This is a genomic window from Collinsella sp. UBA1693 (assembly GCF_002320115.1).
In the GTDB taxonomy this organism is placed as follows: Bacteria; Actinomycetota; Coriobacteriia; order Coriobacteriales; family Coriobacteriaceae; genus Collinsella; species Collinsella tanakaei.
Map to the genome: position 1 here is coordinate 61,342 of NZ_DCJT01000001.1, position 21,025 is coordinate 82,366.

General features: G+C 62.8%; 20 protein-coding genes. 6 read left to right on the forward strand and 14 right to left on the reverse strand.

Going from position 1 to position 21,025, the window contains the following annotated elements:
* Positions 1 to 683 precede the first annotated feature (683 nt).
* The 5 genes from rlmD to B3H65_RS00315 all read left to right on the forward strand — a co-directional run bounded on the left by rlmD (position 684) and on the right by B3H65_RS00315 (position 5,937).
* Positions 684 to 2,021, forward strand: coding sequence for a 23S rRNA (uracil(1939)-C(5))-methyltransferase RlmD (gene rlmD / locus B3H65_RS00295; protein WP_349675974.1), 1,338 nt, complete (start codon positions 684 to 686; stop codon positions 2,019 to 2,021).
* A 123-nt stretch (positions 2,022 to 2,144) separates the two neighbouring features.
* Entirely contained in the window at positions 2,145 to 2,690 is a 546-nt protein-coding gene (locus B3H65_RS00300; protein WP_009140645.1) for a DJ-1 family glyoxalase III, read from the forward strand.
* A 76-nt stretch (positions 2,691 to 2,766) separates the two neighbouring features.
* Complete coding sequence (locus tag B3H65_RS00305; RefSeq protein WP_286683675.1) at positions 2,767 to 3,354, forward strand: Maf family protein; 588 nt, start codon at positions 2,767 to 2,769, stop codon at positions 3,352 to 3,354.
* A gap of 27 nt (positions 3,355 to 3,381) precedes the next feature.
* Complete coding sequence (locus B3H65_RS00310) at positions 3,382 to 4,389, forward strand: P1 family peptidase (RefSeq protein ID WP_286683676.1); 1,008 nt, start codon at positions 3,382 to 3,384, stop codon at positions 4,387 to 4,389.
* Positions 4,390 to 4,476: 87 nt separating this feature from the next.
* Complete coding sequence (locus tag B3H65_RS00315; protein ID WP_286683677.1) at positions 4,477 to 5,937, forward strand: basic amino acid/polyamine antiporter; 1,461 nt, start codon at positions 4,477 to 4,479, stop codon at positions 5,935 to 5,937.
* Here the strand turns inward: B3H65_RS00315 and B3H65_RS00320 are convergent.
* The 4 genes from B3H65_RS00320 to glf form a co-directional block, all read right to left on the reverse strand.
* On the reverse strand, positions 5,934 to 6,251 hold the full coding sequence (locus B3H65_RS00320) for a hypothetical protein (RefSeq protein ID WP_286683678.1): 318 nt from the start codon (positions 6,249 to 6,251) through the stop codon (positions 5,934 to 5,936). The two genes, B3H65_RS00315 and B3H65_RS00320, sit on opposite strands and share 4 nt — an antisense overlap.
* Entirely contained in the window at positions 6,235 to 6,903 is a 669-nt protein-coding gene (locus B3H65_RS00325) for a hypothetical protein (RefSeq protein WP_286683679.1), read from the reverse strand. The genes B3H65_RS00320 and B3H65_RS00325 overlap by 17 nt, the downstream gene beginning before the upstream one ends.
* A gap of 917 nt (positions 6,904 to 7,820) precedes the next feature.
* Complete coding sequence (locus tag B3H65_RS00330; RefSeq protein WP_117679779.1) at positions 7,821 to 8,891, reverse strand: glycosyltransferase family 2 protein; 1,071 nt, start codon at positions 8,889 to 8,891, stop codon at positions 7,821 to 7,823.
* A complete protein-coding gene (glf, locus tag B3H65_RS00335) occupies positions 8,884 to 10,086 on the reverse strand; it encodes a UDP-galactopyranose mutase (RefSeq protein WP_286683680.1) in 1,203 nt (400 codons plus the stop codon). The genes B3H65_RS00330 and glf overlap by 8 nt, the downstream gene beginning before the upstream one ends.
* Before the next feature lie 239 nt (positions 10,087 to 10,325).
* On the opposite strand from glf, the gene pta reads away from it, so the two are divergent.
* On the forward strand, positions 10,326 to 11,306 hold the full coding sequence (pta, locus tag B3H65_RS00340; RefSeq protein ID WP_286683681.1) for a phosphate acetyltransferase: 981 nt from the start codon (positions 10,326 to 10,328) through the stop codon (positions 11,304 to 11,306).
* Between the two features lie 242 nt (positions 11,307 to 11,548).
* On the opposite strand, the gene B3H65_RS00345 is transcribed toward pta, so the two are convergent.
* The 10 genes from B3H65_RS00345 to B3H65_RS00390 all read right to left on the reverse strand — a co-directional run bounded on the left by B3H65_RS00345 (position 11,549) and on the right by B3H65_RS00390 (position 20,987).
* Complete coding sequence (locus B3H65_RS00345; RefSeq protein ID WP_286683682.1) at positions 11,549 to 12,364, reverse strand: gamma-glutamyl-gamma-aminobutyrate hydrolase family protein; 816 nt, start codon at positions 12,362 to 12,364, stop codon at positions 11,549 to 11,551.
* Between the two features lie 100 nt (positions 12,365 to 12,464).
* Positions 12,465 to 13,220 carry an amino acid ABC transporter ATP-binding protein gene (locus tag B3H65_RS00350; protein ID WP_278563576.1) on the reverse strand — a complete coding sequence of 252 codons (756 nt, stop codon included), beginning with the start codon at positions 13,218 to 13,220 and terminating at the stop codon, positions 12,465 to 12,467.
* A gap of 21 nt (positions 13,221 to 13,241) precedes the next feature.
* Entirely contained in the window at positions 13,242 to 14,072 is an 831-nt protein-coding gene (locus tag B3H65_RS00355) for an amino acid ABC transporter permease (protein WP_286683683.1), read from the reverse strand.
* Positions 14,069 to 14,728, reverse strand: a complete 660-nt coding sequence (locus tag B3H65_RS00360) for an amino acid ABC transporter permease (RefSeq protein WP_009140656.1) — start codon at positions 14,726 to 14,728, stop codon at positions 14,069 to 14,071. The genes B3H65_RS00355 and B3H65_RS00360 overlap by 4 nt, the downstream gene beginning before the upstream one ends.
* Positions 14,729 to 14,834: 106 nt before the next feature.
* The gene (locus tag B3H65_RS00365; protein WP_286683684.1) at positions 14,835 to 15,818 is read right to left on the reverse strand and encodes a glutamate ABC transporter substrate-binding protein; all 984 of its coding nucleotides are present in this window, start codon (positions 15,816 to 15,818) and stop codon (positions 14,835 to 14,837) included.
* 239 nt (positions 15,819 to 16,057) lie between these two features.
* Complete coding sequence (locus B3H65_RS00370; protein ID WP_286683685.1) at positions 16,058 to 17,227, reverse strand: acetate/propionate family kinase; 1,170 nt, start codon at positions 17,225 to 17,227, stop codon at positions 16,058 to 16,060.
* A gap of 182 nt (positions 17,228 to 17,409) precedes the next feature.
* Positions 17,410 to 17,745, reverse strand: coding sequence for a histidine triad nucleotide-binding protein (locus tag B3H65_RS00375; protein ID WP_009140659.1), 336 nt, complete (start codon positions 17,743 to 17,745; stop codon positions 17,410 to 17,412).
* A 66-nt stretch (positions 17,746 to 17,811) separates the two neighbouring features.
* Entirely contained in the window at positions 17,812 to 18,078 is a 267-nt protein-coding gene (gene xseB / locus B3H65_RS00380; RefSeq protein WP_117679786.1) for an exodeoxyribonuclease VII small subunit, read from the reverse strand.
* A gap of 153 nt (positions 18,079 to 18,231) precedes the next feature.
* Positions 18,232 to 19,683 carry an exodeoxyribonuclease VII large subunit gene (xseA, locus tag B3H65_RS00385; RefSeq protein WP_286683686.1) on the reverse strand — a complete coding sequence of 484 codons (1,452 nt, stop codon included), beginning with the start codon at positions 19,681 to 19,683 and terminating at the stop codon, positions 18,232 to 18,234.
* A gap of 608 nt (positions 19,684 to 20,291) precedes the next feature.
* Positions 20,292 to 20,987: a zinc metallopeptidase gene (locus tag B3H65_RS00390; RefSeq protein WP_117679788.1), complete on the reverse strand. Its 696-nt coding sequence runs from the start codon at positions 20,985 to 20,987 to the stop codon at positions 20,292 to 20,294.
* Positions 20,988 to 21,025: the final 38 nt, after the last annotated feature.

The window sequence follows — 21,025 nt, forward strand, 5'->3', positions numbered from 1 at the left end:
ATAGCAGCTCGAAGCGTTAACCGCCCTCCTTTCCCGCAATATGGTGGGAAGGGAGGGCTCCTTGTATGTATGTAGATCGGCGCTCGAAAGACTAGCGGCACCAGAAAAGTCAGAACAAGCCATCGCTCAGAGATTCGAGGCTGGGAGCACCTCGCGCGCGGCGCCGCGTTATCCCGGGCTCCCCTTCAGCACCCACATGGCAGCTATGTGCCAAATAACGCCTTAGTGCGTGAAGTCCGGTGTGTCAAAAAACGCGTTAGTGCGGAGGTTTGGTCAAATAGTGCGTTAGTGCGGACTGGAGGCGGACCGGCGCGACTTCTGTATGCATCGAGCGCCATCGCCCGAGCCATCTAGCTCGGGTGATGAGAATACCCTATTCATAAGGTACCCATACTATACCTCGCCCTTTCCGCACTAACGCATTATTTGTCACTCTCGGGTCCGCACTAAGCGACTATTTGTCCCAACCTCCGCACTAAGCCATTATTTGGCACAGCCCGCCTTCCACCGTAAGGTCGCGACAGCCCCCGGCGGACACCTAAGCCGGCGGGCGCCCAAACCGGCGGGCATCCCGAAACGCTCCGCAGATATCGCGTGGACGGCCGCGCGCACCACGGGAGGTCGGCTGGTTCTGATACGCTATCAACAACAAACCGCACCATATAACCGCCGCGCGCGCGGCGATTCGCCCAACAGAAAGGCAAGCTATGCAGCTCACCATCACCGCCATGACCTACGGACCGGACGGACTCGCAAGGGACCCCCAAGGCAAGGCGGTCTTTGTTTCCGGCGGCGTCATCGGCGACGTGGTGGAGGCTCGCGTGGTTGAGGACGGGGCCTCCTTCTCCCGCGCCGTCGTCGAAGAGCTGCTCGAACCCTCTCCCTCGCGCCGCCAGGCCCCCTGCCCCTTCGTGGGCGTCTGCGGAGGCTGCCCCTGGGGTTCCATGTCGCGCGAAGCCCAGCTCGCTGCTAAAGAGGAGAACCTGCGCTCCACGCTTGGCAGGATCGGCCGCTTTACCCCAGAAGAAATCGATAATCTGGTCAAACCCATCCGCTTTGCCAAGGACGAGTGGGGTTACCGCAACAAGGTCGAGCTCGCCCCCATCCACCAAAACGGAAAGTTCTCTTTGGGCATGCACGGGCGCGACCCGCAGCAGGTCATCCGCGTTGACAAATGCCCCCTGTTCGAAAAGAAGTACCCCAAGGCGCTCAAGGGCGTGATCGGCGCCCTTAGCTACCTGGGCAACTCGCGCGACCTCGAGATCGAACGCGTCGGAATCCGCGCCTCCCGCCGCACCCGCGCCCTGGAAATCGCGCTCTGGACGCCCACGGGGGCGTTTCCGCGCGCGCAGGTTTCTCGCGTCCTGAGCGATTCGCTCAAGCCTTCCAGCGTTGTGCGCGTCATGTCCAAGGGAGACCGCCGTGCCCGTAAAGTGGCGGGGGTCGAGGCGCTTTTGGGCGAAGGCTCTTGGACCGAGTCGATAGCCCAAGAGCAGATGCGCCTTTCCGCGCCATCGTTCTTCCAGGTCAACACCGCCTCTGCAGAAATCCTCATCGAGCTGGTGATGGATGCCCTGCAGCCCCAAGAGGACGAGGTCGCCGTCGACCTCTACTGCGGGGCCGGCACCTTCACCCTGCCGCTCGCCCGCCGCTGCGAATACGTAGCCGCCGTTGAATCCTATGGCCCGGCCGTTCGCGACCTGCGGCGCAACCTCGAGATCGCCCATTTGGACAACGTCGACGTAATAGGCGGCGACGCCGTTCGCGAGTTTCCGGACGAGGAAGCCGACCTTTTGGTGGTCGACCCTCCGCGCGCGGGCCTCGCCCCCGAGGCGATCGACCTCATCGCCTCCACGCCCGCCCGCGCCGTGGCATACGTCTCCTGCGACCCCGCGACCCTGGCGCGCGACCTTCGCAGGTTCTGCGATCAGGGCACCTTCGTCCCTGTATCCGCCACGCCGGTCGACCTCTTCCCCCAGACCTTCCATTGCGAGACGGTGGTCCATCTGGTCCGGCGGTAACGGCCCCTTGCGGCGAAACTTGGATAAATCGCCGGCTGCAAATGCGTTTGCTTGCGATATTCGGGGTATAAGCGCGAAGACAGATTATTCCCCTTGCGCATCGCCCAACCGAAAGGAAACGCCATGGCTGCCGTCGCCATCCTCGTTGCCGATGGATTTGAAACCATCGAATGCCTCACCATCCTCGATATCCTGCGAAGGGGCGGCGTGCGCGCCTCGCTTGTTTCCATAAACGACACGCGCGACGTCATCAGCGCGCAGCAGGTCAGCATCACCTGCGACGAGGTCTTTAGCGACGTCGATTTCGATGTGTACGATTACGTGGTCCTACCCGGCGGCATGCCCGGCACCACCCATCTGCGCCGCGACGAGCGCGTCTGCGACGTGGTCCGCGAGTTCGCCGCCACCAAGCACGTCGCCGCCATCTGCGCCGCCCCCTCGATCTTGGCCGAGCTCGGCCTGCTTGAGGGCCGCCGCGCCACCTGCTTCCCCGGCTTTGACATCGACTTCCCCGCCGGCACCTTTGCGGGCGAGAAGACCGTTGTCAAAGATGGCAACATCATCACCGCCAGCGCCATGGGCCAGGCGCTGCCCTTCGCCCTCACCGTGCTGGAAGACATCGCCGGCGAGCGCGCTCTCGAGAAGGTGTGCGAAGGCATCCAGCTCTAAAGCGAGCAGCCCTGCATTCACGGCCCCGTCTTGTACGCCGCAAGATGGGGCCTTTCCACGTTAGGAGTACCCAAGCATGATCCTCGCCTCCCAATCCCCCCGTCGTATAGAGCTTATGGACGAGGCGGGCTTTACGTGCCGCGTCATCCCCGCGGACATAGACGAGACGCCGCATGAGGGCGAGCAACCCCTGGACCTTGTAGGCAGGCTCGCCAAAGACAAGGCCCTCTGCGTCGCGAGCGAGCACGCGCACGCCGGCGAGATCGTGGTCGCCGCCGACACCATCGTCACCATAGACGGCGTTATCCTCGGCAAGCCCGCGGACGCGCAGGACGCCAAGCGCATGCTCCGCCTGCTGTCCGGCCGAACCCACCAGGTCGCAACGGGCGCCTGCGTAGCCCGCGCTAACGCCGCAGGCGACACGGCAGAGCCCGTGCTGCAAAACTTCGTCGAAGTCACAGACGTTACCTTCTACACTTTGGACGAGGATACCATCGATGAGTACGCGCAATCCGGCGAGCCGCTAGACAAGGCCGGTGCATACGGCATCCAGGGCAAAGGGGGCCGCATGCTGGTCGAGAAGATCGACGGCGACTTCTACAACGTGGTGGGTCTTCCCATCGCGCGCGTCGCACGGACCATACGCGACATGCAGCAGGACTAGGCCGTTATTCTAGAAAAGGGAGCAGCAATGTCGAACCAACTCGAACCTATCAACATCAACGACATCGAGGGCTTTGCCATCGGTCACTGGACCAACCTCCAGGCGGGAACGGGCTGTACGGCGGTCGTGGCGCCGCAAGGCGCTACCGCCGGCGTAGACGTCCGCGGCGCGGCGCCCGCATCGCGCGAGACGGACCTGCTGAAGCCCGAGAACACGGTCGATAAGATCCATGCCGTGATGCTCTCCGGCGGTTCCGCCTTTGGCCTCGAGGCCGCCTCAGGCGCGGCACGGGAGCTCGAGCGTCGCGGCATCGGCCTGCCCGTGGGCCCCACCATGGTTCCCATCGTCTGCTCGAGTTGCCTGTTCGACCTCGCGTTCGCAGATCCCTTCACCCGCCCGGACATAGAGGCGGGCATCCTCTCCGTTGCCTGCGCGCTTGATAACTGCGCCCCCGGCAGCCCGGTACCGGAGGGCAACGTGGGTGCGGGATGCGGCGCCACCGTGGGCAAGCTGCTGGGACCCGACCACGCCATGAAAGGCGGCTTGGGCGCCCGCGCATTCCAGCTAGGCCAGCTCAAGGTAGGCGCCATCTCCGCGGTGAACGCATGCGGGAACGTTGTTGACCCGGAAACCCTCAAGCCCATCGCCGGAGCACGCGCCACGCCGGACGGCACCCAAATCATCGATATGGAAGAGGCCGCCCTTGAAGCCGCGGCAGATATGAAGATGCCGCTCGACCGCACCAACACCACCATCTCCTGCATCATCACCAACGCTTCGCTCTCCAAGGCGCAGGCAACCAAGGTGGCGCAGATGGCGGCAGACGCCTACGCGCACACCATTCGCCCCACGCACACCACCAACGATGGAGACACCATCTACGTTATGGCCTCTTGCAGCGAGTCCGTACCGGATCTTCCGCTGGACCTCATCGGCCTGGTCGCCACCCGCGCCCTGGAAGCGGCGATTTGCAGCGGATGCGCGACCGCTGACGGATTGGGCGGCCTGCCCTCGGCGAAAGACATCGCGCAGTAGGGTTATCCTTATATCATGCAACCGTTTGGCCCCGTCGCCCTTGGGTAGCGGGGCCTTTTCACGCATCAACAAAGGAAACCCAACACCATGAGCCAGACCGCACCAACCCCACCCCGCAAGAAAGGCATCAGCCTGGTAGGACTTATCGCCCTGGTCATCAGCTCATCCATCGGCTCAGGCGTGTTCGCGCTCTCAACGGACATTTCCGCCGCGGCGGCCCCCGGGCCCGCGCTGCTGGCCTGGCTCGTAACGGGTATCGGCTTTATGGCGCTCGCCAACACGTTTGGACGCCTCTCTATCGTCCAACCGCACCTCAACGGTATCGTTGCGTATGCGGACAAGGGCTTTGGACCCTTTGTGGGCTTTGTCTCGGGCTGGGGCTACTGGCTTTCCATTTGGATTGGCAACGTCGCCTTTGGCGTTATGCTCACCACCGCTATAGGCTACTTCTTCCCACCGTTCTCCCAGGGGCTCACCGTGGGCGCCGTCGCGTTCATCTCCGTTCTCAACTGGGCTATCATCGCGCTGGTAAACCGCGGCGTGGAGGAGGCCTCTGCGCTCAACGCCATCGTCATGGTATGCAAGCTGGTGCCCATCTTCGCCTTTATCGTCGTCATGATCATGGTCTTCGACTTCAACGTCTTCACCGTCGACTTCTGGGGCAACCTGGCAAACAACGCGGCGGGCGGTATGGGTGGGGACGGCGCGCCGGGATCGATTGTCACCCAGATCATCAATTGCTTCATGGTTATGATGTGGGTCTTTGTTGGTATGGAGGGCGCCTCCGTACTGGGCCATCGCGCACAACGCAAGTCCGACGTATCCCGAGCGACCATTCTGGGATGCACCGCGCTGGTGGTCATCTACGTCGCCGCATCCGTCCTGCCCTACGGGTACCTTCCGCGCGAGGAGCTCATGGCGCTGGGTTCGCCTTCGATGCCCTACATCTTCGAGCACGCTGTGGGTCCATGGGGCGGAGCGTTCATCTCTGCCGGTCTCATCATCTCGATTTTTGGCGCATGGCTCTCCTACACCATCTTGGCGTCCGAGGCCATGCACGGCATGGCGCGCATGGAGCTGCTTCCGCGTGTATTTGATCAGCTCAACAGCTACAGCGCGCCCAGCACGTGCCTGCTCGCCACGGGCGTGATGATCCAGATCCTCACCATCGTGATGCTGTTTTCCGACGCCGCGTATCAATTCGCGTACTCGCTTTGCACCGCATCGATTGTGATCTCTTGGACGCTTGCCGCCGCGTACATGGTCAAATGGGCATGGCCGCGCCGCCATGACGGGCAGATGGGCGGGCTTGTGCTCGCAGCGTTTGCTTGCGCGTTCCTCACCGTCGCCGTGCTTTTGGCAGGCGTCGAGCTACTTATGCTGTGCTGCATCGCATATGTACCCGGCATCTTCTTCTACGTGCGCGCGCGGAAAGAACGCGGAAGCTCTCCCGTGATGACGCGTAAAGAGAAGGCGCTCGCAGCGTTTATCATCGTCGTCGCGATCACGGCGGTGGCATTGCTCGCTTGCGGGGTCATCACCATCTAGTCAAACAGCGCATCCCACAGCGCCTTGCGCTTCTCGGTAAAGCCGCTCGTCCTAATACGCAGCCTGCGATTTTGCAGCTTTCCCACGTGTTCCATAACGGTGTGAAAAAGCTCTGGGTCGCGCAGCTCTTCGGAAGTAACGGTGACCACCGGTATACCCAGTGCCGACAGCGCGTTGGCGCGTTTGGAGTCACTTCGCAAAGCCACGCGAGACGCATGATACAGATCGCTTTGATACTCGATATCTATCCTGCCTATCAGCAAGAAGATGTCGCACTTTTTGAGCGTCTCCTCAGCGTCAACGCGATAATCCATCACGAGCGGTCCACGGCCATAACCCCCCCATACTGTGCGGCAGCAGCATCACGATCGCAAGACGCGCCTCTTCGGGCGACCGCGCGGAATCTGCTGCGTATTTCAACGCCTTGAGCGCCAGCTTCGACCCACGGATTTGGGGGTTGTTCTTAGCAAATGTCCTAAGCCTCTCCACGGTCGCAAGCGGTGCGCGCGTGACTGCTTTTGCCTTATACGCCTTCTCCCCCGACTTCGCCTCCTCGTCATAATCGGGATTTGGGACGATGGTGTAGTAACCGCAAAGCTCGTAGGCCAGCAGCATGCGCTGCGCAAAGCTGAGCCTGCAGCATATCGAGACGTAGAAGTGCTCGATTGAGAGACCTATGATTCCTCCTCCAAAGTCTATGTAGCTCTCGGGCGTTGTCGCCTTCCCCAAGGCATGGCAAGCGACGTCGGAGAGCGTCAAGCGATCTTTGGCGCTAGGCACCGCCACATGCAATGTCTTGGACTTCGACCCAAGTGCCTTGACGCGAGACCGGCACGCCGGCCCCACCGAAGTGGCGCCAGGAGCCAGGAGCTGCGATCCCCCTGTTTGGTTGATCCCAGGGCCGCCGGGCGCGGTCGCCGCACGCAGGCACTCAAGTTCCGTTACATCACAAATGCAAATATCCATGTCTCATACGCTACGCCTTGCACCGACCGAGATGGACGTCAAAAATAGAAAGTGAAACCTCATCTTCCAAAAGTATTGCCAAAATCTTGTTCGTGCTGGTAGATGACTATACGTTCCCGTACATCGCAGCATTTCGCTTTATTTGGACAAAGCACCCAACTGGCATGATATCGTTGGCACACGGCTTCGCGCGCGCTATTTCTACTGCGGGGACAAAACTATCCCACGCTTCCACCCCGTCCCGTCAAGCGCTCATCCCTCCTGCGCACGCACGCCCCATCCCGCTGCGTCAAATAATCGCTTAGTGCGGAATCCGAGCAGGACAAATAATGCGTTAGTGCGGAGGATTGGTCAAATAGTCGCTTAGTGTGGTCCCGAGAGTGACAAATAATGCGTTAGTGCGGAAAGGACGAGATATAGCAAGGGTACCTTATGAATATATCTTTTATATCGCACGAGCTAGAAGGTTTGTACGAAGCTGCTCGATGAATAGGGAAAGCCCGCCGGAGCCCCTCCAATCCGCACTAACGCACTATTTGACCAAACCTCCGCACTAAGCCCTTTTTTGACACGCCAGACTTCTCGCGACTTCTCGTGTGCATCCCGCCGGCCCGCCCGCCCGCGCTCGTGTGCATCCCGCCGGCCCGCCCGCCCGCGCCCGCCCGCGCCCGCTTGCGCGCTCACCCGCTCGCGCTCGGCGTCGCACGCGGGTCGCATCCCGTCATCTCACCTGATGAGCCCCGTCTGGGTCGCGGAAACATAATAAAGGAGCGGGCGGACCTTTATCGTCCACCCGCTCCTAAAGAAACGCGTTATGTCGATTCGCAACTCAGCATGCCGTCATCGCTGCGAAAACCGCGCCAGGCGCGCAAAACCGCACCGACCGTGAAAGCCGCACTAGGCGCGCAAAGCCCGCGCTAGTTGAACTTGAAGATCTTGCCGGCCAGGTGATACAGGCCGATCGTGGTCTTCTCCCCCATCTTGGACGGCAAGTTGGTACCCATACCGATCACGCCGTAGCGGGCGTGGCGGTACATGCGCTCGTCGTAGACCTTTAGGTCGTGCCACAGATCTTTCAGGTTCTGCGGCGCGGCGGGGTCGTCGGAAAGCTTGGAGAACACGGAGCAGATAGCCATCATCATGGTGAAATAGCCCATCATGTAGTTGCGCAGACGGGGCTTCTCAACATCCTCGTAGAGATGGTAGGCCTCCATCATGATGCGGGTGATGCGGAACTGCTGGTCCAAGCGCTTGACCATGGTGGCCTCGTTGACGCTCTGGCCCTCGCGACCAATAAAGTAGCGGTACAGGTCGATGTCCGCGTAATAGATGGTCTTGCAGCGCGGCAGGGGCACGTAGGCGTAGATGTTATCCACGTAGAACGTGTGCGCGGGCAAGGGCAGGTCGCCGTCCAAAAGCACGTCGCGGCGGTAGCACAAGCTGTGCATCAGCAGGTTTTGGCTAGGCAGGAAGCGACCGATCTCATCCCAGGAGAAAACGCGCTTGCGCGGCAAGGCGGTCTTGTAGCTGATGGCGGTACGGGTCCCCTCATACACCTTCTCGTACACGTAGTTGGAGATGAAGAGGTCCACGCGGGTGTCGCGCTCCTCGAAGCCGCGCAAGATAGAGAGCATGGTAGAGAGCGCGGAGGCATCCAGCCAGTCGTCCGAGTCGACCACCTTGTAGTAGGTACCCGTAGCGTTGCGCAGGCCGGCGAGCACGGCCATGCCGTGGCCGCCGTTTTCCTGGTGCACGGCGCGGATGATACCAGGATAGCGCGCTTCCCACTCGTCGGCCTTCTGCGGGGTCTCGTCCTTAGAGCCGTCGTCGACAATGATGATCTCGATGTCGGCGGCGTAATCGCTGCCCTCAAGGATGGACTCCACGCAGCGGTCGATATCCGCGGCGGCGTTGTAGCTGGGGATGCCGAAGCTCAAGACCTTGTGGGTCCCGGCTTCGACGGAGTGCTGGTCTTGGTTGTTATGCATGGCAGGAAATGATTTCGTCCGAAAGCTCGAGGGCGGAATTGGTCACCGCATCCATGTCGTAGTAGCGGTACTCGGCAAGGCGACCCACCGGATGGAAGTTGGTTACGCTGGAGACGCGCTCAAGATAGCGCTCGTACAGCTTGCGGTTGTCGGGATCGATGATCGCGTAATACGGGGTCTGGCCGCTACCGGGCTCGTAGGCGTGGCTGTACTCCTTCATGATGGTGGTCTTGCCGGGGACAACCTGGCCCGTCATGTTCTTGAACTCGGTGATGCGGGTGTAGTCCTCGCTCACGGTGTAGTTGACGGTGCCCACGGGCTGAAACTGGTCCACGTCCAGGGTCTCGAACTTCATGTCGAGGGTGCGGTACGGCAGGGCGCCAAGGTCCAGGTTGAACAGCTCGTCCAAAGGACCGGTGTAGACAACCTCGCCGCCGTAGACCTCGCCGTTGACCAGCACGCGGCCCTCGTCGATAGTGAGCAGGTCGCGCGCGTCGACCTCGCAGAATACGTCGATCAGGTCGTGCTCCAGCATGTTGGCGAACAGCTCGGTGTAGCCCTCCTTGGGCATGCCCTGGTAGGGAGCCTGGGGGAAGTAGCGGTCATCATCGCCCACAAACACGGGCACGCGGCCGGTGACGGAAGGATCGATCTGGTCGGGCGTCTGGCCCCACTGCTTCATGGTGTAGTGCAAAAAGACGTTCTCGTAGACGTAGTCCGCGACCTCCCGCAGGTCGGGGTCGTTCTTCTCGCGCAGCTCCATGATGGGGACCTTCTTGTTCTCGCCAAAGGTCTCCACCAGCTTGCGGTAGAGCTGCTCGCCGCGCTCCTCGCCAAAGGCAAGCTTGAGGCTCTGGTGGTTGAAGGGAACGGGCATCAGGGTGCCGTGCACGTTAGCGAGCACCTTGTGCTGGTAGTCCGCCCACTCGGTGAAGCGGGACAGGAAGGAGTGAACGCGCTCGCTGTACGTGTGGTAGATGTGCGGACCAAACATATGGACGAGGATGCCGCTCTCATCGTAATAATCGTACGCGTTGCCCGCGATGTGGTCGCGGCGCTCAAGGACGGCGACGCGGAACCCCACGGTCTCGGCAAGGCGGCGGGCGCACACGGCGCCGGCGTATCCTGCGCCGACAACGATCATGTCGTACTCATGCGGGTTGAAGCCAGTCGGAAGACCAGAGGTGATCTGCATCGAAACTCCTTGGACAGGCCCGCAGCAAGGCGGGCGCTCGAATTACGTGTTGCACAGTTGTGCGTATTGTCAGAGCGATTATAGCGCTTGCCGCCGTATAATAACCTACGTCACACAAGGAAAGCTCAACATGCCTAGCTGAATGCGACGCGCAGCGCAGACCACCGTTCCCGACACGGGCGGGATGGCAAGCCGAACAACAACTGGACACAAGGGCGCTCTAGATTTTGAGGAGAATGATGAGTGACTTTCTGACCCGTATGAAGAATGCGGCAAAGGCAGACAAGAAGACGATCGTCCTGCCCGAGGGCGAGGACCCGCGCACCATCGAGGCTGCTAAGAAGATCGTCGAGGAGGACCTCGCCAACCTGGTCATCCTGGGCAACCCGGACGAGATCGACGTCCCCGGCGCCACCGTCATCGACCCGCGCAACGCCGAGAAGCATGAGGAGTACGCGCAGAGGTTCGCCGAGCTGCGCGCCAAGAAGGGCGTCACCATCGAGCAGGCCCGCGCCCAGGTGATGGACGCCACCTACTTTGGCACCATGATGGTCAAGATGGGCGACGCCGACGGCCTGGTCTCCGGCGCCTGCCACTCCACCGCGGACACCCTGCGCCCCGCGCTTCAGATCCTGAAGACCGCCCCCGGCACCAAGCTGGTCTCCGCCTTCATGATCATGTGCACCAAGACCCCCGAGTTTGGCGCAGACGGCACCCTGGTCTTCGCTGACTGCGGCCTCAACATCGCCCCCACCTCCGACGAGCTCTCCGAGATCGCCATCGCTTCCGCGAACTCCTTCAAGACCTTCATGGGCGACGTCGAGCCCAAGGTCGCTATGCTCTCCTACTCCACCATGGGCTCCGCCGGCGGCGACACCGCCAAGAAGGTCCAGGAGGCAACCGCGTTCGCCAAGGAGAAGGCTCCCGAGCTCGCCATCGATGGCGACCTGCAGCTGGATGCCGCCATCGTTCCTTCCGTCGCCCAGCTCAAGGCCCCCGAGTCCAAGGTCGCCGGCCATGCCAACGTCCTGGTCTTCCCCAACCTCGAGACCGGCAACATCGGCTACAAGCTGGTCCAGCGCTTCGGCGGTGCAGAGGCCTACGGCCCCATCCTGCAGGGCATCGCCAAGCCGGTGAACGACCTGTCCCGCGGCTGCTCCGCAGACGACATCGTGGGCGTCGTCGCCATCACCGCCGTCCAGGCTCAGATGGCCAACTAGCGCATCCGCCCGCGCGATCGCGTCTAGGGCGCGACCAGCTTCGCGGAAACCGCGCTCGATAGCTACCAAAAAAACGGAGGTCCCCCTCATAGACGGGGCCTCCGTTTTTTCATGCATGCCCCCACGGGTTCGCGCATGCATCTACCTATGTGTCTCTGGACGAGGACGAGCCGCGCGACGCATCCCCATCGCAGCGCCAACGCTGCCGCAACCGCCGACGTGTGCCCTACCGGCACGCATCCCTACCCGCAAGCCTCCACAAACGCCCGCCAAATGGCGAAGTCCGTGGCAATGCGCTGCCAGGTGTACTCGGGGTGCCACTGCACGCCCAGGCAGAAGCGGGCGGACGGCACCTCGATTGCCTCGGGGATGCCATCGGTGGCGCGCGCCACCAGACGGACGCCCTCCCCTATCTTGTCCACGCAGCAGTGGTGGCTCGAGTTGGCCTGGATCTGCCCGGCGCCGCCGATGCAGCGGGCCAAAAGCGTGCCGTCCTCAACGTCCACGGGGTGCGCGGGATCGGTCAGCACCATGGCGTGGCGCCACAGACCCGTGCCCTCAAGCGGGGCGATGCCGGGCACGTCCATGCACAGGCTGCCGCCCAGGGCCACGTTGAGCAGCTGCATGCCGCGGCAGGTGGCAAAAAGCGGCTTGTCAAGTTCTAGCACGCGGCGCACCAGCTTGAGCTCGAACGCATCGCGCACGCCGCACAGCAGCGACTCATCATACGGGGATTCATCGCCCCAAAGCGCCGGGTTCACGTCCTGGCCACCGGGAACGGCGACGCCGTCGCACATGGCGAGCATGGTCTCCAGAACGTCGTCGTCATCGGTAAGCGGCATCATCAGCGGCAGGCCGCCGGCGGCCAGGATAGCGTCGGCAAAGACGCACGCCATGGCCTCTTCCGGGGCAAGCTGCTCGGGAACCTCCAGTGTGCGCTCCATCTCCTGCCAGCGCGGGGCGACCAGGATCACAGGGCGCTTGGCGGGCGCATCGGCCGCACCGGGCGCACCGCTCGCGCTGGACGCGGTAGTTAAAGTTGGAGCAAAAGTAGTCATGCTGGGAGTACCTCCATGCAGTAGAAAACAAACAATGGATTTGTGCAGCCCGGACCGCGACAGGCGCTCGCGCGGCCCAAGCCTCAAGCGGGCGCAAAAGCTAGTGGCCCTTGATGGAATCCAGGAAGTCGCGGGCGCGCTGGGTCTTGGGATGGTCGAAGAACTCCGCCGGCGTCCCCTCCTCCACAATCTGGCCGTCCGCCATAAAGACCACGCGGTCCGCCACGCGGCGCGCGAAGTTCATCTCATGCGTGACAACCACCATGGTCATGCCGCCGCGGGCAAGCTCCACCATAACGTCCAGGACCTCGTTGATCATCTCCGGATCGAGCGCGCTGGTGGGCTCGTCGAACATCATGGCCTTGGGATGCATTGCGAGCGAGCGAGCGATGGCGGCGCGCTGCTGCTGGCCGCCGGAGAGCTGGGCGGGCGACTTGGCAGCCTGCTCGGCCACGCCCACACGGGCGAGCAGCTCCATGGCGCGGGCCTCGGCCTCGTCCTTCTTCATCCCTAAGACCTCGATGGGGCCTAAGGTGACGTTTTGCAAGATGCTCATATGGGCGAACAGGTTGAAGCTTTGGAACACCATGCCAAGCTCGGCGCGCATACGGGTGAGCTCGCGGCCCTCTTGCGGAAGCGGCTCGCCCTCGATGAGGATCTCGCCGGAATCGATGGTCTCCAGGCGGTTGATGGTGCGGCACATGGTGGATTTGCCCGAGCCCGAGGGACCCACCACAACCAGCACCTCGCCCTTATGGACAGTGAGGTTGATGTCTTTAAGGACGTGCAGGTCGCCGTAGTGCTTGTCCACATGGCGCAGCTCGATGATGGGTTCAGTTGAGATTTGCTGTGTCATAGCTCTTCCGTTCCAGAATGCCTAGCGGATGATCTTGACGCCGGTGCGGTTGGCCACCGCGACGGACGCCTTGTTGATGGCGTAGTTGATGAGGATGTAGATGAGGGCGATGGTGAAGTAGACGGAGACCAGCGCGTCATAGCTGGTGATGAGCACGCGCGCGTTCTGCATGAGGTCCGGGTAGCTCACCACGTAGGCGACGGTGGTGTCCTTGACAACGACCACCAGCTGCGAGATCAGCGAAGGGATGACGTAGCGGACGGCCTGGGGCAGCACGATCTTGCGCATGGTCTTGGCCGGCGACAGGCCGATGGACATAGCCGCCTCGACCTGGCCCCTGGGCACCGCGTTGACGCCCGCGCGAAAGACCTCGGCCAAAACGCCGGAGGCCGCGAGCGCCACGGGCAGCGTCAGCATCCAAAAAGAGGACATCTTGATGCCGTACTGCGGAACCACCAAGAAGAAGAAGTAGATCAAAAGCAGGCTGGGAACGCCGCGGAAGAAGTCGATGACCACGCGGCAAGCGGCGGAAAGGGGTTTGACCTTGCTGACGCGGCCCAGCATGAGCAACATGCCCAGCACCAGCGAGATGGCGCCCGCGGTAAGCGCCACGCGGACGGTACCGGCAAAGCCCTGCAGCAAAAAGCGCCAGGTAGACCATTCGAGAAAGAAAGTCCAGTAACGCGGGTCCAACTGGCCGGTGGCATAGAAGCGCCCCAAGATCGCCAGCAAGATGCAGGCGACCACCACGGCGGACACGGCGGTGCCCACCATAATCTTGCGCTTGGTCTTGGGACCCGGGGCCTCGTAGAGCGCATCGCGCATAGAGGTTGCGTTTCCGTGTGAACTCATCGCAGGATCCTCACCTTCTTGTCGATGCGGTTACCCACCAGGCCGATCACAAAGGCGGACCCCACGTACGCCAGAGCGGAGATAAGGAAGGCCAGGATGCCGCCGGTGGCGCGCGTGTTGACAAAGGACACCACGCCGGTGAGCTCGCGCGGGTTGAGCGGTACCTGGGATCCCAGGGCGGTGGTGAGCATGACGGCGATCAGCAGGTTGGTCATGGGGAGCACGGTGGTGCGCAGCGCCTGCGGAATCACGATTTTACGCAGGATCTGACCAAAGGAGAGGCCGATGGAGCGAGCGGCCTCGATTTGACCCACGCCGATGGTGTTGATGCCGCTCATGAAGTTCTCCGACCCAAAGGCCGAACCCATGAGCACCGTGGTGGCCACCACGCAGGTGCGGTAATCGAGCACGACACGCAGGTTGGGCAGGGCGTAGACGATGATGATGAGCAGCGCCACGCCCGGGATGTTGCGAAACACCTGCACGTACAGGTCTCCCACCATGCGCAAGGGCCTAAAGGGCGACACGCGCATAACGGTGATGAGCACGGCCAGCACCATCACCATGGCGAACGAGGCCGCGGTCATGCCCCACGTCACCAAAAGGCCGTTGAGGTAGTCTTGCCCGTATGTGGACAAGAGCTCGGAAATCCCCATGTATCCCCTCCTTATAGATACATGGGCCCACCGCAAGCGCGGAAGGCCCATACTCGTCAATACACCGCCCGCGATGATGCGGGCAAAGATGTGCTTTCAGCGAGCGCTATGCGCCGATCGCAGGGGGCTCGGGAACGTCGTCGATGCCGGCGCGGTCACCGATGCAGACCTGCCAGAGGTCCGCCCACATGCCCTCGTCCTCGATCTTCTGGAGGAACTCGTTCACAAACGCAACGCCGTCGGAATCCAGCGGCAGGCCGATGCCGTAGGCGTCCACCGGGCCAAAGGGGTCGCCCGCCAGGCGGTACTTGCCGGGCTGGCGAACCATGCTGCCCAGCAGCATGTTGGTGTCGATAACATAGGCGTCGACGCGGCCCTGGGACAGCGCGGTGCGAGCCTCCTCGTCCGTCTTGAACTCCTGGACGGTAGCCTTGGGAGCAAACTCCTCCAAGATGGCCGGGCCGGTGGAGCCGGACTGGGCGGCAACGTTCTTACCGGCGAGGTCGTCCACGGAGTTGATGTCCTTGTTGTCGGCCATCACCAAAATGGACTGCTGGGTGGTGTAGTACGGGCCGGCGAAGGAGATGACCTTCTTGCGGTCGTCGTTGATGGAGTAGGTGGCAAAGACCACGTCGACCTGATCGTTCTGCAGAACGGACTCGCGCGTGTCGGAAGTGACCTGGGTGTCCTCGATCTTAGCGGCGTCGCCCATGATGTAGCGGGCAAGCATCTGCGACAAGCCAGCGTCGAAGCCGCGCAGCACGCCGTCCTTCTCGTTGAGCAGGCTGAACAACATGGAGGTCTGGACGCCGCCCACGCGCAGGACGCCGGCATCCTTCACCTTGGTAGCCCAGGTGCTGGCAGCGATCTTGGCGTCGTCGGCGGCGGGGATGGAGTCGATCAGCTGATCGTAGGCGTCCGCGTCGATCTGAACGGTCTCGTCCACCTGCTCGTCCGTGGAAGAGGAGGGAGCGGGGGCAGAGCCCGCGGTTTCAGAGGAGCCGCAAGCAGCAAGGCCAAGAGAAGCGAAGATGCCCAAGCCGGCGGCGACGGCGCTACGGCGGGAGATGCTGTGCTCGGAAAGAGTCATTGAGAATCCTTTCGCTTGATTGAACGTTTATCTACAACATTCGGCAGATATTGGTAACAGTGTATCCGCTTTTTCCGCGGTTAATCCTACTAATTCTCTATGACATACATTCGAAACTCAACAAAAAGGTCGCAGCACCCGCGAGAATCCACAGAATAGCTGCCTGAACGCACGCAAAAGGCCCGCCGCCGGCGTGTATACCGGAGACGGGCCGAATAGGTCGCTATAAAAGAAGGCGATTAGCCGAGCAGAGCCTCGACGTCCAGGGCGATCATGAGCTCCTCGTTGGTGGGGACAACCAGGCAGGTGATCTTGGAGTTGGGCGTGGAGATGACGCGCGGATCATCGGAGCGGACGGCGTTGAGCTCGGGGTCGATCTCGACGCCCAGCCAGGCGAGCTTGTCGGCGACGCGCTGGCGCAGCTCAACGGAATTCTCGCCGATGCCCGCGGTGAAGGCCATGGTGTCGACGCCGCCCATTGAGGCAGCCATCTCGGCGAAGAGCTGGCCCACGCGATAGGAGAACATCTCGAGCGCCATCTCGCAGTTCTCGTCGCCCTTCTGGGCGCCCTCGCAGACGTCGCGGGAGTCGGAGGAGACGCCGGAGACGGCGAGCAGGCCGGATTGCTTGTTCATCATAGTGTCGATCTCGTCGATGCTGTAGCCACCGACGCGGCTCAGATAGAAGACGGTTGCGGGGTCCAGGGTGCCGCAGCGGGTGCCCATGACCAAGCCGTCGAGCGGGGTGAGGCCCATGGTGGTATCCATGCAGTGGCCGTCCTCGATAGCGCACAGGGAAGCGCCGGAACCCAGGTGGCAGCTCACGAGCTTGTGGGCCTTGCCCTCCATGAACTCGTTGACGGTGCGCCAGATAAAGCGGTGGCTGGTGCCGTGGGCGCCGTACTTGCGGACGTGGTGCTTCTCGACCACGTCGCGGGGCAGGGCGTAGCGCCAGGCGCGCTCGGGCATGTTGTAGTGGAACGCGGTATCGGGGACGATGACGTTGCCCAGCTCAGGGAACATGTCGCGGCAGATCTCGATGACGTCGGCCTCGGCATAGTTGTGCAGCGGGGCCAGCGGAGCGACCTCGCGGACCTGGGCCAGGGTCTCATCGGTGACCACGGCGGACTCGGGGAAGTACCAGCCGCCCTGGACGACGCGGTGGCCAATGCCCTCGACGGGAGCGTCAACGGTCTCGAGGATCTCGAACACGTGCTTGATGGCGGTGCGGTGATCGGGCAGGGCGACCTCCAGGGTCGACTTGCCGGCGCCCTTCTCCTCGTGGCCAATGAAGGAACCGTCGATGCCGATGCGCTCGCAGTTGCCCTTGGCAAAGACCTCACCGGACTGGGTGTTGAGAAGCTGGTACTTCAGGCTGGAGCTACCAGCATTGACAACGAGAACGTTCATGTGTCTCCCATCTTGTAATCACTTCGCCCCGCGGGGCGACAAGCCTATTGCATACCGTTCTTAATCATACGCCATACGGCGATTGGAGCGCGGCACGTTTAGGCGGAATGCTTGACTGTGGCCCATGGACTAGCGAACCATGTGCTTAAGACCATGCCGGGCCACACGCTTGCGCCAGGCCTTTAGACCAGGTTCTCGCCCAAGGGCTTACCGCCGAGGACGTGCATATGAAAGTGGTGAACGGTCTGGCCGGCGACCTCGCCGGTGTTGGCGATCACGCGGAAGCCGTCGTCCAGGCCCTTGGCGCGGGCGACCTCAGAAACGGCGTTGACCATGGCTGCCAGCACGTCCGCCGGCACGCCGTCGATGATGTTGGCGTAATGGTCCTTGGGAATGACCAGCGTGTGGACCGGCGCCTGGGGTGCCAGGTCATCGAAGGCGATAACCTTATCGTCCTCATACACAACGGTGGAAGGGATCTGGTGAGCGGCGATCTTGCAGAAGATGCAATCGTCCATAGCGGTTCCTCTCTAAGCGGGTTTGGTCGATGGTGCCGTATGCGGCGCGGGCGCCACGCCCCTATTCTAGAAGCTAAGGCCGTCCGTGGTGTCGGCAGACTCGCCGGCGACCAAGGTATCGCCGCCGTCGATATCCTTCATGAGGACGGAGACCTTCTGCTCCGCGGCGGCCAGGCGAGCACGCAGGCTCTTGAGCAGCTCCACGCCGCGGGTGTAGCCCTCCAGGGACTCCTCGAGCTCAAGGTCGCCGGACTCAAGGTTGCGGATGATGCCCTCCAGCTCGATGGAGGCCTCTTTGTAGCTGAGCTCCTCAACGCTTTTGTTCTGTGCCATGGTTTTTTCTCCTATCAACCATCTGCTAGCCAACAATCATCTGCTAGCTACCGATTATTTCTCAATACAAAGGCCCTTCAAGCACCAACACGGGCCGCGGCCAGATGCGGGCCTCATACCGCTTCGACCGGCGGGGCGCACCGGCAGGCAGCGCTAGTCCACGGTGCCGGACGGCTCCACGCGGTCGACCGTGCCGTACACGTCGCCGTCCGCCAAGCGAACGCGCAGCCGCGATCCGGGGGCGAAGGCGGAGGTGGACGTCGCCACGCGATCTTCCGAGTACGCGATGGAGTAACCGCGCGCAAGCACGCCCAACGGCGAGAGCGCGTCCAGCTTGGCGGCGCCCTGCGCCAGGCGCGCCGCCGGCTCGCTCAGCATGGCGGGACCCGCCGCGGAAAGCCTAGAGGCCGCCAGCTCCAGCGCGTGGCGCTTCGCGGCCAAACCGGACGTGGACGCGGCCAGGCGCGGCGACAACGCATCGAGCTCGCGGGCGTAGCGCTGTTGGGATTGGACGAGCGCGGACGAGAATCGCTCCGCGGAACGCGCAAGGTCCATCGAGCGCTGCTCGACCATAAACGCGGGCCGCATGAGACACGGGCGCGACGCGGAGGCCGCAAGCGCGGCATCCATCTGCGCCAGGCGCTGCGTCATGGCGCGCCCGGCGCGCATCGAGGAGGCGTCCAGGTCCGCGCGCGCGGAGGCGGCCATGGACGTGAACGACTGGACCAAACGGTGCTCGCGGGCCGCCAGAAGCTCCGCGAGCTCGGTGATGGCGGGGGCCACTGACTCCGCCGCCGCGGTAGGCGTGGAGCAGCGGCGGTCGCTCACCATGTCACAAATGGAGGTATCCGGCTCGTGCCCAATACCGGTCACCACGGGCACGGGGCAGGCCGCCACCGCGCGGGCGAGCGACTCGTCGTTAAAGGTCATAAGGTCCTCGAACGACCCGCCGCCGCGCACCAGCAGGATGCAATCGGGTGCGGGCGTGATCGCCGCGGCGCGGCGGAGCCCATCGATAAGCTCCTCGGGCGCGCCCTCGCCCTGCACCTTGGACCCCACGCAGATAAGTTCCACCAGCGGGTTGCGTCGGCGCAGCGTGCGCTTGACGTCGTCGATAACGGCGCCGGACAACGACGTGACCACGGCGACGCGCGAGCAAAACGCGGGGATACGGCGGCGGCGGGACTCGTCCATAAGACCCTCGCGGCGCAGCTTCTCGGCAAGCGCCGCCACCTGCTGGCGCAGCATGCCCTCGCCCGCAAGCGAGAACGAACGGGCGACAAAGCTCATCTTGCCCTGGGCCTTATAAAGGTTGAACGAGCCCGTGAGATGAACCTGCATGCCGTCGCGCAAATCGAACGCGCGCTTAAGGTAGGTCCCTTTCCAGATGATGCAGTCCATGGCGGACGAATCGTCCTTTATCTGGAAATAGCAGTGGCCGCTGCGGGCGTTGGGGCCGCGAAAGCCCGTGACCTCGCCCAAAACGCACAGCTGCGGAATGCGGTCCAGCGCCCCGGCGGCGATGTCGATCGCCTGCGAGACGGAGACGGCGTCTTCCTCCTTAGCCGGCGCGCTCGAGGCTCCGGTAAGGTTCCAACCATCCATGGGCAGCCCTCCTTTCACGTTGTTGCACATCAATGCGCCCCCGCGCCTCCGCGCTCGCCGATCTCTCGCGCGCATCGAGGCGCCTGCCGGGGCGCGTCGCTTTATGGTTCCCAGTCTACCGCCTCGCCCGGACATATGTTGAAAAAGACATCTAACAAGGCAAGCCGCTGCGGATGCTGCAGACGATTCCGGTGTGAACGATGCGCGCGCGGAACGGCGGTCTACGAAGCGCAAGGCGACGTCCGCCTGGGTACCCAGCTTTAAACTGGGTGCCCTTTCGTGCACATAAGGCCGCGTGTTTGTACGTTTGGGCGCCCGGCCCATATCTGGGTGCCCAAACGTACAGCCCACGCACGGTCTTTGGTACAAAGGGGCACCCAACTCAAAGATGGGCGCCGCAGCGTACATAACGGTGAACAGACCAGAAAGCAAAACCGCAAGGCCAACTCCGCACCCGCCACAAAGCGGGCGCGCACAAAAAAACGGGCGCCCGAAACTCGGACGCCCGCAAGCAGCATCTATGTGCAAAGCGCGGAAAAGCCCGCAGCCACAGGACCGCGTCGCAAACCGCCCGCAAACCCGCGGTGACGGCGCCGCCAGACGCTCCCCTACTCGTCGTTGCGCGTGCGGCCCATGATATAGAGAAGCTGCAGCACGCTCGTCAGGGCGGCGGCCACATAGGTGAGCGCCGCAGCGGTCAGCACCTTCTTGGCGCCGCGCACGTTGACCTCGCCCATACCGGACTGCTCGATGTAGGCGACCGCGCGACGGCTCGCGTCGATCTCAACGGGCAGCGTCACGATCTGGAACAGCACGGAAAACGAGAACAGGGCGATCGCAAGCGTGGTGAGGCCGGCGATGTTCATAAAGACGCCCGCCAGCAGCACCAGCATCCAGATGTTCTGGGTAAAGTTGACCACCGGCACCAGGGCGGAGCGAAACTTCATCATGGCATAGCCGTGCTCGCGCTGGGCGGCGTGGCCCGCCTCATGGCACGCCACGGCGACGCTTGCGACAGAGCCGCCGGAAAGGTTCTCGCGCGACAGGTACAGATTGTTGTCGCGCGGGTCGTAGTGGTCGGTAAGGTGGCCGGAGACGCCGCGGATGCCAACGCGGCCGCAGCCCAGCGAGTCGAGCATGCGGCGCGCCACCTGCTCGCCCGTCTCCCCGCCGGAGGGCACGCGCGACCACTTGCGATACGTCGAGTTGATGTAGCTTTGGGTAAGCCCGCCCAGCACCAGCGAGATAATGACCAGCGCCAGATACGCCGGGTCCATGCCAAAGCCGTAGTACATGGGATACATTTGCGAAAAAGCTCCTTGCCGTAAACCTGGGCCGCACG